Genomic DNA, 17,590 nt, shown 5'->3' on the forward strand with positions numbered 1-17,590 from the left:
TCACAGGTGTCGTAAACCGCTGAGATCTTAAAGAATTTGTATTTTTGCCAAAAAAAATATTGCTGTGGTCAAAATAGGAGACATAGATGTAGGAGAATTTCCATTGTTATTAGCACCGATGGAAGATGTAAGCGATCCACCTTTTCGAGCGTTGTGCAAGGAGCAAGGTGCAGATGTGGTATACACAGAGTTTATCTCTAGTGAAGGACTTATTCGTGATGCTGCCAAAAGTGTAATGAAACTGGATATTTATGAAAAAGAACGTCCCGTAGGTATTCAGATTTTTGGAGCTAATCTGGATTCGATGTTAAAATCTGTAGAGATTGTAGAAGCATCAGGTCCTGATATTATCGATATTAATTTCGGTTGTCCTGTAAAGAAGGTAGTAAGTAAGGGTGCTGGAGCAGGTATTCTTAAGGATATCGATCTTATGGTGTCGCTTACAAAAGCGATGGTAGATCATACTAAGCTACCCGTGACCGTGAAAACTCGTTTGGGATGGGATCACGATTCGATCAGAATTGTAGAGGTAGCAGAGCGATTGCAGGATGTAGGAGCCAAAGCCATTTCTATTCATGGGCGTACCCGAGCACAGATGTATAAAGGTAATGCCGATTGGAAACCGATTGCCGAGGTAAAAAACAATCCGAGAATGCATATTCCTGTTTTTGGTAATGGTGATGTAGATTCACCAGAACGTGCCAAAGAGATGCGAGATGTTTATGGACTAGACGGAGCTATGATCGGTCGTGCCAGTATTGGTTATCCATGGTTTTTTAACGAAGTAAAGCACTATTTTAAAACCGGCAAGCATTTACCCCCGCCAACGATAGAAGAACGTGTAGTAGCAGCGCGTAGACATTTACAAATGGCTATCGATTGGAAAGGAGAAAAATTAGGTGTTTTTGAAACCCGAAGACATTATACTAATTATTTTAAAGGAATACCTCATTTTAAAGAATACCGAACCAAAATGGTAACCAGCGATCAGCCTGAAGATGTATTTGCTGCTTTTGATGAAGTACAGGCTACATTTTCTGGGTTTCAATTTGTGTAGTTTTTTTGGTATGATCAAAACAAATCTTGTCGAGGCTTAATGTATTTGTTACATTGGAGTAGATAGGAATCCGTAATCAAGTAGCAGAAAATGCATAGCGGTCACTAGCCTGTCGAAGTGCTTTGATGCATCCATAGTCAATTGAAAAACTGGAATGGCTGGAAGTCCGAAGTCGGGTGTTGGGTGCTGTCCGTTCCTGATATAGGTTATGACAACCACATAAATGTATGTACACAAAAGAACCTTACCCTTCGAGAACCTCAGGGTACGGATTGCTTACAATATATTTTCTTAGTAGCCGAGGGCTGAGGCTCTCGAAGCCCGGTAGTAGAAGTCGAGTGTTGAAGTTGACCATTAATACGTCAATTATACCTTTTTTATCCCTTACCGATAAGGGGGTAGCCCATCTGGTGAGAATTCGAGTTGATCGCAAGGTGGTTCCAGCTGATAGATTGCCGCTTCGAGCTGATAGTTTATCGTTTCGAGTTGATAATTTGACGATTGTTTTTGATAAAGTCCCGCTTCGAGCTGATAGTTTATCGAATATATTTGATAGGTTCACGCTTCGATTTGATAAATTATCAAATCGAAGAACCATTTTATCAACTCGAACCACCTATGCAGGTGGTTAGAATCACCTCGGGATCAAATCGAAGCGGCAATCTATCAGCCCGAACTACCTCTGTAGGTGGCTAGAAGCTTGACAATATCAGCTAGAACCACCTCGGCATCAATTCAAAAGACCTTTTTATCAGCTCGAGTCATCTATGATACCCCTTTTATACTATTAAAAGGCAGATTAACCACTTTTAGCAAACAGTGTGGTAATTATTATACATCTGATTGATTTTTACGTTCTTTGTTATTGATATAGTAACACATTATCTCTTATGAAACCTCTACGATCACTTTTGCCAACCCCTATTTTCTGGATTACTTTTTTTATTGCCTTATCATATACCAGCTATGCGCAGGTAGAAAAAGACACCTTACTGGCTTCGCAGTACTATAAAACAGCAGATTCTTTGTTAATTGATAGAAAACTGGATAGTTCTTTAGTCTATTTTCAAAAAGCATTGCCGCTTTATAAAAAAGCTGAAGTTTGGGAAAGAGTAGCGAAATGCCACAACAAAGTCTTTAATGTCCACTGGTATAATCATTCAACATCTAAAGAGTTGTTAGAAAGTGCAAACTTAGCACTAGAGATTTGCAATCGATATTTAAAGAAAAATCATCCAGAAGAGGCAACTGCTTATGATAACTTAGGGCGTTACTATCAAGATATATATGATTTTAAAACTTCAATTAGTTTTCTTAACAAAGCACTATTAATACGTCGTAAATCTCTCCCTAGAAACCATAAAGATTTAGCGATTTCATATCATAATATAGGCTATCTACAGCAGGAACATGGCATGTTTGAAAAATCCTATGAGAACTATCTAAAAGCATTATCTATAAGAATTAATGTTTATGGAGAAAATCATCCTGCAACTTCAGAATCTTATTTTAAAATAGGAGAAATATATGGGCGGCAAGGAAAATACAATGAAGCAATAAGACAATATATAAAAGTATTAAAAATCAGAATCCAAGTATATGGTCAAAATCATGTACAAACAGGAGCAGTATATCGTAGTCTAGGATATAGTTATATGTCTAATTCAGAATATGTGAAATCCGAAATTAACTTAAAAAAAGGATTAGTTATTAGTATTAAAAACTATGGAGAAAATGATATGTACGTCGCAGGTTTGTATTACGTTTTAGGGATGTTATATAAAAGAGTAGGAAAATATGACCTATCTGAAAAAAATTATCAAAAGGCTTTACAAATTTATATTAGTTTGCTTGGAAAACAAACTACTCATGTTGCTAATACTAGTTATAGTCTGGCGGTACTTTTTGAAAACAAAGGTTTACCAGATACCGCCATAAATTATTATCAAAAAGCTCTTGAAATATATCTAAGCAAAAAAAAAGACCATCCCTACATTGGTAATATCTATAGTGGTATAGGAGGTGTGTTTTTTAGCAAAGGAGCTTATAAAAAAGCTCGCCAATTTTATAAAAAAGGTTTAGATATAACCCTGAAAACTGTAAAAGAAAAACATTATCTAACAGCAACTGCATATTCCAATATTGCTTGGACTTATGCCTACCACGAAGACTACGAAATAGCTCTTGAATACAACAAAAAGGCTTTACATATTAGAGAAAATGTTTTTGGAAATAGTCATCCCAAAATAGCTGCATTATACAACCAAAGGGGAGATATCCTTGAAATGGAAGAGCGATATATTAAAGCGTTATCATTTTATGAAAAGGCATTAGATGTATACACAAATAAATTTAAAGAAGGGCACCCAAGCATAGCGGAGTCTTTAGATAAAATAGGTGATTTAAAACAAAAAAATCAACTCTTTGAAGAAGCACAGGATTATTATGGTAGGGCATTAAAAATAAGAAAGAATATTTATCCGGAGAACAACAAGTTTATTGCAGAATCGTACAATAATATTGCTCAAACCTATTTTGATTCTGGAGCATATCAAAATGCCTTAGAAAATTATTCAAAAGCACAAAAAATAAATATCAAAAAAGATAATAGTAGCACTGATAATTTGTCAATTAACAGCTATTTGAGTTTAGATGTTTTACTAACAACCTTAGATGGGAAAGCAAAATCTTATTCATCTTTGTATCAAAAAAGTAAAGATTTGGATGATCTTAAAAAAGCAATCCATGCCTATAGACAAACTGATACGCTAATTAATAGTATACGACAGACATATACTAATTATCAAGACAAAGTAGATTTTTCTAAACAAACTAAAGAAATCTATCAAGGAGCTGTAACTGCCCAGCTATTGCAAAAAGATCAACAATCCATAGAAAAAGCTTTTTACTACGCAGAAAAAAGTAAATCCAATACTCTTAAAGAACTACTTAATGAAGCTAATGCTAAAAACTTTACAGGTTTACCACAAAATCTGGTGACCTTAGAAAAAGAGCTAAGAATCAATAAAGCTTTCTACCAATCTAAAATCACAGAAGAATATTCAGAAAAAGAGATAGACACCTCCAGAGTCACTCATTTCGAAAATAAGCTATTCGGCATCAATAGACGTCAGGATTCTTTAACTCAGGTCTTAGAAAAAAACTATCCAAAATACTACCTGCTTAAATACAAGGATGATATTGCTACCGTACAGGATATCCAACAACAATTGGATGATAAAACGACTGTATTAGAATTCTTTACAGGAGATAGTATTACCTATGCTTTTACCATTTCTAAAAACAATATCGCAGTGCAAGAGCTAGCCACTCCAAAACTTACGGAGCAGGTAGAAGAATTTCGTAAAACCATAGCTGATAAAAATATTGCTGATTTTAAAGAACAAGCACATGGTTTATACAATCTATTGATAGCTCCTGTGGCCAAGACATTTGTAGGGGATAACCTTATCATCATACCCGATGGTTCCTTATGGCATCTTAATTTTGAGTTATTGCTGACTCAACATGATAAATCTAATAACCCGGCACTATTATCCTATCTGCTTAGAGAATATGCTGTGACCTATGCCAATTCTGCAAATCTGTTGTTTGGAGGCACTAAGCATCAAGAACAGACTGAACCATTACAAGAGTGCCTTGCCTTTTCCTTTTCTGATAGTACACAAACTGGAGAGACAAGGGCAATGAGTCTGGCTGCCCTTAGAGATGCAGGAGACGACCTACCCGGGACTCGCAAAGAAATCAGAGCCATCTCTAACATTATCGATGGGCAATACTTTTATGGATCACAGGCAATAGAAGCTAATTTTAAGAAAAATGCCGGACAATATAATATCCTACACCTTGCCCTACATGGAGAGGTAGATAACGAAAGACCAGAGAATTCCAAACTCTATTTTACCAAAAGTAAGGATACACTAGAAGACAATTTACTCTATAGTCACGAGCTATTTGCCCTGGATATCCCCGCAGAACTTACAGTACTTAGTGCTTGTAATACTGGAACAGGCAAAATTGCCAAAGGAGAGGGGATTATGAGTTTGGGTACTGCTTTTCAATATGCAGGTACCAAAAGCTTGCTACTCACCAGTTGGGAGGTATCAGATCAAACCACTCCAGAGCTAATGAAATACTTCTATACCAACCTTAAAGATGGGATGAGTAAACCCAAAGCCCTGCAACAAGCAAAATTACAATACCTAACCACCGCAGATATCAACAGATTAGACCCTTTTTACTGGGGAGCATTTTATCTTGTAGGAGATGCAGCGCCCATTCCTTTTGAGAGTAATACATTACTGTATTGGATTATAGGAATTGTGGTGTTATTATCATTAGGAGGCTTGTTTTGGTATCGTAGGAGAGCCCGAGGTCGGGTGTCGGAAGTTTAAAGTTTTAAAGCGAACAATAAGAACTCTTATAACATAAGTCAGTGAAAGAATATTGCTAATCTGATTGAATTTCTTACATTTGCACTGTACAAATAGTACACGTTCTTTGTAAAACCATACTCCATAGTTTATGAATTTATGTTTAATTTTTAAAACTATGTATGATGAATTGGAAAATTCAAAAACTATTGAATGGTGAGACGATTGTCTCCAAAGAACCTGGTAATTCTATGTTGCCCATTTTGAAATCAAAACAACCTGTCCTCCTTGAGCCTGTAAATTGGGAAGATTGCGAAGCAGGAGATATTGTTTTTTGTAAAGTAAGAGGGAACTGTTTTACGCATTTGGTCAAAGGAAAAAATGCAAAACGAGGATTGCTAATCGGTAATAACCGAGGTCGCCTTAATGGGTGGACCAAAAATGTATATGGCAAAGTAATAGAGATATTGCCAATGTCGTAGAAGTAGCGCCAAGAGCGCTTTTTTTGTTTTTAATAAGTACTGCTCTAATTTTTCCTATTCCTTCCTTATTATTTAGATTTTTAGTGGTATGCGTAAGTTTTTTAGCCTTAAAGGTTAAACATTCAATGTTTTATGTGAGCCGTTTAACTCCAGAGACGAAGTCACGCGTCTTTTTGACGAAGTGTTTAACTTAGAAAGTAAAAACTTTAGCTTTTAGTATTGAAATTTTAACTCCGAAGGTTAAAACTTTAAGCAAGTAGGTTGAATTTTTAACCTAACTGCTTAAAATTTTGACTACCATCATTAAACCGAGCGTCTTTTTGACCCAAAATAAGGTCTTTAAGATGAAATACGGCTACTTTTCATATACATGCTATAAGAGTACTTTGGAAAAAACTAAAGTAAGTCTATATAAAAACATAGATTCCCTCACTCAGAATTACCTTTCCCTCATTGTAGGTTTTGTGAAGAAACGATGTGTACTACTTTTGAGTAAACCAATGAATATATACACTTAGATCTAAAATCTAAAAAATTGGAATTAAGATGTGAAAAAATAAAGGTTAAAAGGGGATATTGGATTTAGATATAGGATAAAGTTAAGTATAGATTCATTCCTAAGAGATATTTGATGGATGTTGGAGGAATTAATTTTAGGTTGGTTAGTTGAGTAAAGCGGATGCGGCAATGGGGTAGTCGTATCCGTTTTAATTAAAAAAGAGCTTCTCATTATAAGAAGCTCTTTTTATGGTTAATTGCATGGTTAATGAGTTTTTCTTTAGTTAAAAGTAAACCCTTTTGCAATTAGAGTTTGTGTTTAGTTAAGTGGTGTTAAAGAAATTATTATTCCAAAAGTATGATATCAAAGATCTTCGCATTTAATCAATTGAAAAACAGGGCGTTATGTTTTGTTGAGTTTTGTAGTGCTATTTGAAAACTGTAGAATGCCACATGTGAACTGTGGATTTATTCCACAATTAGTACGTTAAAAATAAATTTGAGACCAATCCAAAGAATACTTTTTGGGTTTAAGTTTTTTACTTAAAATCGTTGGCAGAATTGAAACTAATAGCTCAATTGTGATCGGTGCCACAAAAGAATAAAAGAAGGCTATAGAATTATGTTTTGCTAATGTTTATTATGATAATTTTTACAATAACTTAAAGAAGAGTTTTTACTTTTGAGCGTATTATACCAAAAGGCAATCAAGAATGCTATTTGGTGTTTTCTACCTAAAAATACATGACCAAAGAGATGAAGTATACTACATTACCCAATACAGATATCAAAGTAAGTAAAATATGCCTGGGATCAATGACCTGGGGTGAACAGAATACAGAAGAAGAAGGGCACCAACAATTGAATTATGCCATTGATCAGGGGATTAATTTTATTGATACTGCAGAGTTGTATTCTGTACCTTCCAGACCAGAAACTCAAGGAAGCACAGAAAAAATTATAGGAACCTGGTTAAAGAAGAGGGGTAAGCGAAATGATCTTGTCATCGCTACAAAAATTGTGGGTCCCAGAGATTTTGTAAAGCATATACGTACAGATGGGTTTACCAAAGCAGAGTTTGCTGATGCAATTGATAAAAGTTTACAACGATTACAGACAGATTATATTGATCTGTATCAGCTACATTGGCCAGAGCGGAATACTAATTTTTTTGGAGTACGAGGGTATGAACATGATGAAAATGAACGATGGAGTGATAATTTTGAGCAGGTACTAAGTTATCTTCAGGAATTTATTGCTGCAGGAAAAATAAGACAGATAGGGCTTTCTAACGAATCCCCTTATGGAGTGATGCGCTATGCCGAAGAAGCTAGAAAAGGAGCTCCAAAAATGATTACAGTGCAGAATCCATATAGTTTATTAAATCGAAAGGATGAGGTAGGGCTTACAGAAGTATTGCATCGCGAAAATATAGGGCACTTGCCGTATTCACCTCTTGGTTTTGGTCAACTGACAGGAAAATACCTTGAAGAAATGCCTAAAAATGCCAGGGTAACCTTGTTTCCACAATTCTCGAGATATCATAACGAGAAATCATTTGAAGCTACCAGAGCGTATAATGAAATAGCCAAGAATCATGGGATTAGTCTTACTCAAATGGCTCTGGCATATGTAAATGAGCGCCCTTTTGTTACAAGTACGATAATAGGCGCAACAACAATGGATCAGCTAAAAGAAAATATTGGTAGTATCGATATTACGCTTTCTGATACGATTATAAAGGAGATCGAAGCGGTGCATGAGAATAACCCTAATCCAGCACCTTAGCCAAAGAGATACTCGACAACATCTTCAATTTTGGTAACCATTTGGATATTGATTTGAGTATTTTGTAATGATATTTTGTTGTATTTGGATACAAAAATAGTAGAGAAACCTAGTTTCTCTGCTTCTTGTATTCGTTGTTCTACTTTGGCTACTGGTCTAATTTCTCCTGCCAAGCCAACCTCGGCAGCAAAACAAAAATCTTTAGAAATAGGAATGTCTTCACTCGATGATAATATCGCTGCAACTACTGCAAGATCTATAGCTGGGTCATCTACAGATATTCCTCCTGTGATATTCAAAAATACATCTTTGGCTCCAAGTCTAAAACCTGCTCGTTTTTCTAAGACAGCCAGTATCATATTAAGGCGTTTAAGGTTGTACCCAGTGGCGCTACGTTGAGGGGTGCCATAGACTGCGGTACTAACCAATGCTTGTATTTCTATCATAAGTGGTCGCATACCTTCTACTGTAGAGGCTATTGCTGTACCACTTAATTCTTCTTCTTTTTTTGAAATTAAGATTTCGCTGGGGTTACTCACTTCTCGCAAACCACTTCCTTGCATTTCATAAATACCTAGCTCAGATGTTGAACCAAATCGATTTTTTAGAGCTCTTAAAATTCGATATACGTGGTTTCGGTCTCCTTCAAACTGAAGTACAGTATCTACCATATGTTCCAGGATTTTTGGTCCTGCGATAGTGCCGTCTTTTGTAATATGACCAATTAACAAAACCGGAGTGGCAGTTTCTTTGGCAAACTTGATTAACTCGGTGGTGCATTCTCTGATTTGAGAAATACTTCCTGCACTACTTTCTATATAATCACTGTGAAGGGTTTGTATAGAATCTATAATCACAATATCTGGTTGAATCTCTTCAATTTGTCTAAAGATATTCTGAGTTTTGGTTTCGGTAAGGATTAAGCAGTTATCAGTTTTAGAATGTATACGTTCTGCACGCATTTTGATTTGCTGCTGGCTTTCTTCTCCAGAAACATATAAGGTTTTATAAGGTAGTTTAAGGCTAATTTGTAGTAATAATGTACTCTTACCTATTCCTGGTTCACCTCCTAGTAGCGTTAAAGAACCAGGAACCAAACCTCCTCCCAGGACTCTGTTTAATTCTGCGTCATCAGTATTATAACGAGTTTCCTTACCCGTACTAATTTCAGAGATGCGTAAAGGCTTGGCAGTTTTATTGGTTTTTGGACTAGAAGTAGCATTTTTCCAGTCACTTTTAGAAGCTTTCTGAACTACTTCTTCGGCAATAGTATTCCACTCTTTACAAGATGTGCATTGTCCTTGCCATTTGGCATATTGTGCACCACAATTCTGGCAAAAAAAAACAGTTTTGGTCTTAGCCATAAAAGATTGATAAGATTGTAAAAATACTATTATTTTAATAACTCTATAAACAAAAAGAGATCCTCATTTCAGGATCTCTTTTTGTTTGTTGTGAAGGCATGTTTACCAACCAAAATCTTCTTTGATTTTGTTTACTTTATCCAACATATAATCTTTGGTTAAGAAAGCAACTTCTGCAAGTTGAAAACCACTTTCATAGGCTCTCATTGCTTTTTTGGGCTCCCCAGTTTGTTCATAAAACATACCAAGGTAATAATATCCTAGCATCAAGTCAGAATGCTCCTTGATAGCTAGCTTGCCTAGAGGTTCCATCTCAGACCAATTTTCGGTCTTTTCTATAGCTGTAGATATTGCTATAAAGTCATTGATTCTTATTTTACGCTTTATTCCATATAATTTTTCTGTAGTCTTGTATATGTCTACCAGATAATCATAAGGAGAAGTTTCTAAAGGAAGAATAACTTCTTTATATGTTTTTTTGCTTATTGGGCGATACATCTCAAAAATATTTTCGAGAGCTTTCGGGATCGCTTTTCCTACCAAAGTGTAGTGCGATGATTCTTCAAAATTGTCAAAGAAATAGTTGATTTCTGGGTTTTCTATAGCTGATAGTTTTTCATCTAGAGCGATTAGATCTTTTTTGATATTATCAGCATCATTGGTTGCAGTAGCCAAATAGTACCAAATCTCGGATCCAGTAGATAGCCTGGTAGTAATTCGTTCTCCCATTGGTGGTCCGAACTCAGGGCTAAGACTTATATAACCTTGAAAAATAGGATTGTCTTTAAACAAAAAATAATTAATAAAATTGGCTGTATAGTCATGACCAACAATAATTTTTAGTTGTGCGGTACGATATGTCTGATTAAGGTACGGTACCAACTCTTGTCCTATAAATTCGAAAAACTCTGCACCTTTTAATTCAGGTAAGAATTCTGCTGTGTCATATTTACAATCATCTTCTCTGGTTTTTCTTTGATTAACCCCTACGACAATTGATTCGGGCATATCTTCCCAGTAAGAGAAATAATCAACATTTCCGGCAACGGGCTCAAATAGATAATCCCCATCCAGTACTATGATTAAGGGGTATATTTTATCTTCGTTTTTTTTGTAATTACGTGGAAGCTGAATTTTTAACTCTCTGTTTTGATCTAATTTAACAGATCTGAAGGACTCGTAGATAGCCTGTCCATAGCTGGAAACAACAAAAACACAAGCGATAATAAGAGTTACACTTTTTTTCATGAGTATTTTGGATTAGGGTTAAGCAAAGGGACAATATATAAATTATTTCCTTATTTTTCTCTGTTTAAAATAGGTAGAAATAAAAAGGATAACGCTCCTATAATTATATTTATTGCAGTTTGAGACCCCCATAAAATCCAACCGAAAGCTTCTCCTGCAGGTTTTTCTACGTCAAAAAGTAATAAAGCAGCAGATATTGCTATAGGAAATACACCAATACCGCCATTGGTCGTAGACATTGCGATAGATCCAGCAACAAATGTAACCAATACAGGACCTATAGATAAATCAGCAGTTTCGGGAACAGTATATTTAATAACATAAAACATCCCAACATATAATCCCCAAATTAAAAATGTGTAAAAAACAAAAGCCCTTCTTCTTTTAATTTTATAAATACTTTTTATTCCTTCGAGAATCCCTTCGCCAAAAAGACGAATTTTAACAAGAATAGGATTGTTAGACGTTTTTATGAGTTTAAGGAATAAAATACCCATAACTATCAGCCCCAAAAGCATGGCTAGCGTAATAAACGGACTAGCTATTTTTTCTTGTAAATAGGATAGTAAGAGTTCTGACTGAAACAATAACGCAATTGCAATTATTAATAAAAGCATTAGTGAATCAATTACTCTTTCTGATATGATAGTTCCAAAAGCTTTTTTAAACGGGATATCTTCATAGGTTGATATGGTACCGCCACGAAGAATTTCTCCCGATCTGGGGATTCCTAAATTAGCAAGATAACCTGCCATAACAGCCATAAAGCTATTTGAAAGTTTTACAGAATATCCCAGAGGTTCTAATAAAAATTTCCATCGATACGCTCTGGAAAGATGAGAAATGATTCCCATGGTCACGGATAGAATAATCCACTTTGGATTTGCTTGAGCAATGTAATCTAGTGTTTTTTGTCTTTCTTCGGGAGTGGCAGAACTGATAGAATACCAAATTAAAAAAACTCCCAAAGCTAATGGGAGTATAATTTTAAGGTACTTTATAAGCTTAGGATTCACTATGCTATTTTAATAAATTGTTTTCTTCATTAGGAAAGAGAAGCTTTGGTTTGAAGCTTTTGGCATCTTCTATATCCATCATGGCATAGGTGATTAGTATTAATACATCTCCTTTTGCCACTTTCCTTGCGGCTGCACCATTAAGCGTTATCTCTCCACTGTTTCTCGGACCTGGTATTGCGTATGTTTCTAGTCGTTCTCCGTTGTTATTGTTTACAATCTGGACTTTTTCTCCCTCAATAATGTTGGCGGCATCCATTAAGTCTTGATCAATTGTAATACTACCAATATAATTTAAATCGGCACCGGTTACTTTAACTCGATGAATTTTTGATTTTACTACGTGTACAAACATGTTACAAAGTTAGTTATTTTTAATTTAGAGCAATATTATCAATGAGTCTTATCTCTCCTGCAAATACAGCTATAAAAGCTCTGTATTTAGTGTCTTTTTGTTTCCGTTTAATAGATTTCAGATCTGATGCTTTCGCAATTTCAAAGTATTCTAATGTTAACTCATCGTTAGCTTTGAATTGTTCTGATACCCATTTGTTTAGAGTAGTAACACTTTTTGTGCCAAAATCCTTTTTTACTTGTTTTAAAATTGAATAAATTAAAGGGGATTCATCAAGCTGTTTCTGGTTTAACCTTTTATTTCGAGAGCTTAGGGCTAAACCGCTCTCTTCTCTGTATATAGGGCAGCCAATAATTTGGACTGACATTTTTTCAATTTCAATTAATTTTTTGACAATTTGAAGTTGCTGAAAATCTTTTTCGCCAAAATAAGCTTTATTGGGAGTAATAATATTGAAAAAATGATACAGAACAGTTCCGACACCATCAAAATGACCAGGTCTAAATTTACCTTCCATTTCATTTTCTAATCCCTTAAAATCATAGCTTATTGAGGAAATCTGGTCTCCATAAACCTCTTTTGGGGTAGGAGCGAACACAATTATTTCTTCTGATAACTTTGATAAAAGTTTGATGTCAGAGTCTAAAGTTCTGGGATAATTAACCAAATCTTCAGAGGTGTTAAACTGTGTTGGGTTAACAAAAATGCTAACTATTACTTTTTGGTTTTCCTTGAGAGCCCTTTCTATCAGGGCTAAATGTCCCTGATGTAACGCTCCCATTGTGGGAACAAATCCAATGGTTTCACCCTTCTTGATAAAACTTGCAACATCTGCAATTATGTCTAGTCTTTTTTTGTGTACCCGCATTGACGTATAACTTATAAGGCGTGCAAAAATAAGATATTACTGGCAGACTGCATAAATTTTCGTAATTTTGCAAAATTAATTCCAAAAGGAGGACGATAAAAGTATCGATTATATGAAAGATAAGAGGATATTGTATGTATCATCAGAAGTAATACCTTACCTACCAGAGACAGAAATTTCATCTATGTCTTTTGAGGCGCCACGAATGGTAAATAGTAAAGGCGGGCAAATAAGAATTTTTATGCCTAGATATGGAAACATTAATGAAAGAAGACATCAATTACATGAGGTGATTCGGCTTTCGGGTATGAATTTAGTAATTAATGATTTAGATATGCCTCTTATCATTAAGGTAGCGTCTATTCCGAAAGAGCGAATGCAAGTGTATTTTATTGATAATGAAGATTACTTTAAAAGAAAAGCAACTTTGACGGATGAAGAAGGAAAGCTGTTTCCTGATAATGACGAACGAGCTATTTTTTTTGCTAAAGGGGTTATCGAAACTGTCAAAAAATTAAATTGGTCACCAGATGTAATCCATGTACATGGGTGGTTAGCTTCTCTTTTGCCATTATATCTAAAGCATTATTACGCTAATGAACCTCTTTTTGGTCATAGTAAAATTGTAACTTCTGTGTATAATAGTGGTTATGATGGGATATTGGATAAAAATATGATGGGGAAGGTAAAATTTGACGGAATAGCAGAAGAAAAAATAAGTGATCTAGAGGAGCCAACATATAGTAATCTTATGAAAGTAGCTGTGGATAATTCTGATGCCGTTATTGTCGGGTCTGAAGAAATTCCTGAAGAGCTTGTAGAGCACTTAAAGACTATAGACCAACCAGTTTTAGAATATAAAAAACCAGATGAATTTGCTGAAGCCTATGAAGCTTTCTATCAAACCGAAGTATTGGTATAGGCAAAATGACTTAAATTATTTATGAAATTGAAGAACGTTTTAATTAGAGTAACAGCTATAGTAGCTGTTATTGTTACCTTTTTGTCTTGCGACAATGATTTTAATTCTGTTGGTAGTGAAATTATTGGAGATGTAAATTTTGAAGACAAAAAATACAGTACAATACCCGTATCTTATAGTAGAAAATTTGAAAGGGTACGTACAAGTAGGTTAGTGCATAATAATCAAGCTCTTCATGCTAATGTGTTAGGTGTGTATAATGACCCTGTTTATGGTCAGTCTGTATATAGCGTGCTTTCTCAGGTACAGCCAAATACCTTTAATCCAGATTTTGGAGATAATGCTGTTCTGGATAGTGTAGTCCTTAATTTACCATATTTCTCTGAAGCTACAGCAACGGCTACCGATGATAATGGAGCTACCATTACTACATATGAATTAGATTCGATTTATGGAAGCCAACCGTTTAAATTATCAGTGTATCAATCAGATTATTTTTTAAGAGATTTTGACCCTGCATCTAGTGATAGGCAGGTATATTATTCAGATGATATTCAAAATAATTTTGGTCCCGAAGTTGAACCAGCAAGTAATTTGCTATACAGTACTACTTCTTTTGTTCCTTCTGCATCAGAATTAACATTACTACTCCCTGATGGAACCGATGAAGGAACAGAGCCAGATGTAAGCAGAGTATCCCCTAGGTTAAGAATTAAGTTTTCTGATGAGGTTAGGGATAGGTTCAAAGAACAATTCCTGGATAAAGAAGGCGGTGTAGAATTGAGTAATGCCAATAACTTCTTTAACTATTTCAGAGGGATTTATTTTAAAACAGAACCTGTTAATAATGATGGAAGCCTTGTTTTGTTTAATATGAGTGGCGGTGATATAACATTACATTATACATCTGACTCTGGAACTCCAGTCGAAAGAACACAAAAAACGCTAGAGTTATCATTTGTCAATAATATAGTAAACGCTATTACGACAACGTTAGATCCTACGATTGCTGAAGAGTTAAAGGATGAAAATCAGGATAAAATTAATGGAGAAGATAATCTTTATCTAAAAGGAGGAGATGGTTCATATGCAGTAATCGATCTATTTGGAGGAACAGTTATTAATGAAAATGGAGAAGAAGAAAACGAATTAAGTTTCTTAAGAAGACAAGATTGGTTGATTAATGATGCAAACCTTACGTTTTATGTTAATAGGGATAAAGTTACATCGGGAGGAGATACAGAGCCAGAAAGAATTTATGTTTTTAATCTGAAAACAGGGACAATCCTTGCAGATTATAGTTTAGATTCTAATTTTCAGTTGCTTAATGAAGAAGATCCGGTGAATTCTATTTTAAGTCATTTAGGAAGAATTAATAGAGACTCTGACAAAAAAGGAGAATCGTATAAAATAAGACTTACGCAGCATATTCTTAGTCTTCTGGACGACGAAGAAATCGAGAATGTAAAGATTGGAGTTGCAGTGTCTCAAAACGTAAATATAACAACAACCGCCATTGGTGATACCCCCACAACTAATGATGAGATAATTCCCTCCTCATCAATAATTTCCCATGAAGGAACAATACTCTACGGAAATGGAGAAAATGTTCCTGAAGCTAAACGTTTAAAACTTGATATTTTTTATACAGCGTCAAAAAAGAACTAACAATATTTAAAAAAACTTAAATCATGTGCGGAATTGTAGGGTACATTGGGCATAGGGATGCCTATCCAATTGTGTTAAAGGGGTTAAAAAGATTAGAGTACAGAGGATATGATTCTGCTGGTATTGCTCTTTATGATGGAGAAGATATTAAATTATCTAAGACCAAGGGTAAAGTAGCGGATCTCGAAAAACGATTAGAAAAAGAGATCTCAACAAAAGGGACTATTGGGATCGGGCATACTAGATGGGCTACCCATGGTGTGCCTAATGATGTGAATTCTCATCCGCATTATTCTAATTCAGGAAACCTTGTAATTATACACAACGGAATTATCGAGAATTACGAATCTCTTAGAAAAGAGCTGTCTAATAGAGGGTATACATTTACATCTGAGACTGATACAGAAGTGTTGGTAAATCTAATAGAAGACGTTAAAACCAAAGAGAATGTAAAACTCGGTAAAGCTGTACAAATAGCTTTAAATCAAACTGTAGGAGCTTATGCAATAGCGGTTTTTGACAAGCAAAAGCCAGACGAAATTGTTGTTGCAAGATTAGGTAGCCCCTTAGCGATAGGGGTGGGTGAAGATGAGTTTTTTATTGCTTCTGATGCTTCTCCCTTTATAGAATACACCAATAATGCAATCTATCTTGAAGATGGCGAAATGGCTATCGTAAGAAGAAATAAAGGTGTAAAAGTAAGAAACATTAAAGATGATAAATTAGTTGACCCGTATTTGCAAGAGCTACAAATTAATCTTGAGCAGATAGAAAAAGGAGGCTATGATCATTTTATGCTTAAAGAGATTTATGAGCAACCTAATGCTATAAGCGACACTTATAGAGGAAGAATGCGAGTAGCAGAAGGAATTATAAAGATGGCAGGAATAGATGATAATCTTGCCAAGCTCCTAAATGCAAAACGTATACTAATCGTTGCATGTGGTACCTCATGGCACGCCGGTTTGGTAGCAGAATATATTTTTGAAGAATTAGTTCGTGTTCCGGTTGAAGTAGAGTATGCTTCAGAATTTAGATATCGAAACCCCATAATCCACCAGGATGATGTTGTGATCGCAATATCCCAAAGTGGGGAAACTGCTGATACAATGGCAGCGATTAAATTAGCCAAAGAAAATGGAGCTTTTGTTTTTGGAGTGTGTAACGTAGTTGGTTCCTCTATATCAAGAGAAACTCATGCAGGAGCTTATACACATGCAGGACCAGAAATTGGCGTTGCCTCGACAAAAGCATTTACAACACAAATTACCGTTTTATCTTTAATTGCATTAAAACTTGCTGAGCGCAAAGGAGCAATTTCTAATAGTGATTTCCATTATTACTTACAAGAATTAGAAAGAATCCCTGAAAAAGTAAAACAGGCATTAGAATCTAATGAACATATCAAGTTTATAGCTGATACTTATAAATCAGCAAAAAATTTCTTGTATTTAGGAAGAGGATTTAATTTTCCTGTAGCCTTAGAAGGAGCATTGAAACTAAAAGAGATATCATATATACATGCAGAAGGGTATCCTGCTGCTGAGATGAAGCATGGGCCGATTGCATTAATCGATGAGCAAATGCCAGTTGTGGTAATAGCAACCAAAAAAGGTCATTATGAGAAAGTTGTAAGTAATATTCAAGAAATTAAATCTAGAAAAGGAAAGATTATCGCGATTGTTACAGAAGGAGATGAGACCGTAAAAAATCTTGCAGATCACGTGATTGAAGTTCCTGAAACCGAAGAGTTTTTAACTCCTCTTCTTACAACAATACCATTACAATTATTGTCTTATCACATAGCTGTAATGTTGGATAAAAACGTAGACCAACCAAGAAATTTGGCAAAATCAGTAACAGTAGAATAGTGATTTACGCTCTATTAGATTATTGATTTGTAAGTAAATATATTCAAAAGCCTGTTTGC

Annotated in this window: 12 protein-coding genes; 7 read left to right on the top strand and 5 right to left on the bottom strand. The window is 35.1% G+C overall.

Features of this window, described 5'->3' with window-relative positions; all coding sequences use genetic code 11:
- The first annotated feature begins 64 nt into the window (after positions 1-64).
- The 4 genes from dusB to C1X07_RS07120 all read left to right on the top strand — a co-directional run bounded on the left by dusB (position 65) and on the right by C1X07_RS07120 (position 8,219).
- The gene (gene dusB, locus C1X07_RS07105) at positions 65-1,057 is read left to right on the top strand and encodes a tRNA dihydrouridine synthase DusB (protein WP_103069282.1); all 993 of its coding nucleotides are present in this window, start codon (positions 65-67) and stop codon (positions 1,055-1,057) included.
- An 890-nt stretch (positions 1,058-1,947) separates the two neighbouring features.
- Entirely contained in the window at positions 1,948-5,472 is a 3,525-nt protein-coding gene (locus C1X07_RS07110) for a CHAT domain-containing protein (RefSeq protein WP_103069283.1), read from the top strand.
- 161 nt (positions 5,473-5,633) lie between these two features.
- On the top strand, positions 5,634-5,933 hold the full coding sequence (locus C1X07_RS07115) for a phage repressor protein (RefSeq protein ID WP_103069284.1): 300 nt from the start codon (positions 5,634-5,636) through the stop codon (positions 5,931-5,933).
- Between the two features lie 1,254 nt (positions 5,934-7,187).
- Entirely contained in the window at positions 7,188-8,219 is a 1,032-nt protein-coding gene (locus tag C1X07_RS07120; protein ID WP_103069619.1) for an aldo/keto reductase, read from the top strand.
- On the opposite strand, the gene radA is transcribed toward C1X07_RS07120, so the two are convergent.
- The 5 genes from radA to panC form a co-directional block, all read right to left on the bottom strand.
- Complete coding sequence (gene radA, locus C1X07_RS07125) at positions 8,216-9,583, bottom strand: DNA repair protein RadA (protein WP_103069285.1); 1,368 nt, start codon at positions 9,581-9,583, stop codon at positions 8,216-8,218. The genes C1X07_RS07120 and radA overlap by 4 nt on opposite strands.
- Before the next feature lie 102 nt (positions 9,584-9,685).
- The gene (locus tag C1X07_RS07130; RefSeq protein WP_103069286.1) at positions 9,686-10,831 is read right to left on the bottom strand and encodes an alpha/beta hydrolase; all 1,146 of its coding nucleotides are present in this window, start codon (positions 10,829-10,831) and stop codon (positions 9,686-9,688) included.
- A gap of 50 nt (positions 10,832-10,881) precedes the next feature.
- Positions 10,882-11,847, bottom strand: coding sequence for a lysylphosphatidylglycerol synthase transmembrane domain-containing protein (locus tag C1X07_RS07135; protein WP_103069287.1), 966 nt, complete (start codon positions 11,845-11,847; stop codon positions 10,882-10,884).
- A gap of 4 nt (positions 11,848-11,851) precedes the next feature.
- A complete protein-coding gene (gene panD / locus C1X07_RS07140) occupies positions 11,852-12,202 on the bottom strand; it encodes an aspartate 1-decarboxylase (protein WP_103069288.1) in 351 nt (116 codons plus the stop codon).
- Positions 12,203-12,221: 19 nt separating this feature from the next.
- Positions 12,222-13,070 carry a pantoate--beta-alanine ligase gene (gene panC / locus C1X07_RS07145; protein ID WP_103069289.1) on the bottom strand — a complete coding sequence of 283 codons (849 nt, stop codon included), beginning with the start codon at positions 13,068-13,070 and terminating at the stop codon, positions 12,222-12,224.
- 112 nt (positions 13,071-13,182) lie between these two features.
- Between panC and C1X07_RS07150 the strand changes: the two genes are divergently transcribed.
- From C1X07_RS07150 to glmS, 3 genes are read left to right on the top strand one after another with little or no spacing between them, the layout of a single operon-like run.
- A complete protein-coding gene (locus tag C1X07_RS07150) occupies positions 13,183-13,992 on the top strand; it encodes a glycogen/starch synthase (protein ID WP_103069290.1) in 810 nt (269 codons plus the stop codon).
- A 21-nt stretch (positions 13,993-14,013) separates the two neighbouring features.
- Positions 14,014-15,660 carry a DUF4270 domain-containing protein gene (locus tag C1X07_RS07155; RefSeq protein ID WP_103069291.1) on the top strand — a complete coding sequence of 549 codons (1,647 nt, stop codon included), beginning with the start codon at positions 14,014-14,016 and terminating at the stop codon, positions 15,658-15,660.
- 23 nt (positions 15,661-15,683) lie between these two features.
- Positions 15,684-17,531, top strand: coding sequence for a glutamine--fructose-6-phosphate transaminase (isomerizing) (glmS, locus tag C1X07_RS07160; protein ID WP_103069292.1), 1,848 nt, complete (start codon positions 15,684-15,686; stop codon positions 17,529-17,531).
- The last annotated feature ends 59 nt before the right edge of the window (positions 17,532-17,590 follow it).

Origin of the sequence: Aquimarina sediminis, from assembly GCF_002895435.1 — a bacterium.
In the GTDB taxonomy this organism is placed as follows: Bacteria; Bacteroidota; Bacteroidia; order Flavobacteriales; family Flavobacteriaceae; genus Aquimarina; species Aquimarina sediminis.

What these genes read in the sequence shown, in the direction of transcription:
- C1X07_RS07120 (WP_103069619.1), top strand. Translation starts at nt 7,188, where the DNA reads ATGAAGTATACTACATTACCCAATACAGATATCAAAGTAAGTAAAATA.
- glmS (WP_103069292.1), top strand. Translation starts at nt 15,684, where the DNA reads ATGTGCGGAATTGTAGGGTACATTGGGCATAGGGATGCCTATCCAATT.
- C1X07_RS07130 (WP_103069286.1), bottom strand. Translation starts at nt 10,831, where the DNA reads ATGAAAAAAAGTGTAACTCTTATTATCGCTTGTGTTTTTGTTGTTTCC.
- C1X07_RS07115 (WP_103069284.1), top strand. Translation starts at nt 5,634, where the DNA reads ATGATGAATTGGAAAATTCAAAAACTATTGAATGGTGAGACGATTGTC.
- panC (WP_103069289.1), bottom strand. Translation starts at nt 13,070, where the DNA reads ATGCGGGTACACAAAAAAAGACTAGACATAATTGCAGATGTTGCAAGT.
- C1X07_RS07155 (WP_103069291.1), top strand. Translation starts at nt 14,014, where the DNA reads ATGAAATTGAAGAACGTTTTAATTAGAGTAACAGCTATAGTAGCTGTT.
- C1X07_RS07150 (WP_103069290.1), top strand. Translation starts at nt 13,183, where the DNA reads ATGAAAGATAAGAGGATATTGTATGTATCATCAGAAGTAATACCTTAC.
- panD (WP_103069288.1), bottom strand. Translation starts at nt 12,202, where the DNA reads ATGTTTGTACACGTAGTAAAATCAAAAATTCATCGAGTTAAAGTAACC.
- C1X07_RS07110 (WP_103069283.1), top strand. Translation starts at nt 1,948, where the DNA reads ATGAAACCTCTACGATCACTTTTGCCAACCCCTATTTTCTGGATTACT.
- radA (WP_103069285.1), bottom strand. Translation starts at nt 9,583, where the DNA reads ATGGCTAAGACCAAAACTGTTTTTTTTTGCCAGAATTGTGGTGCACAA.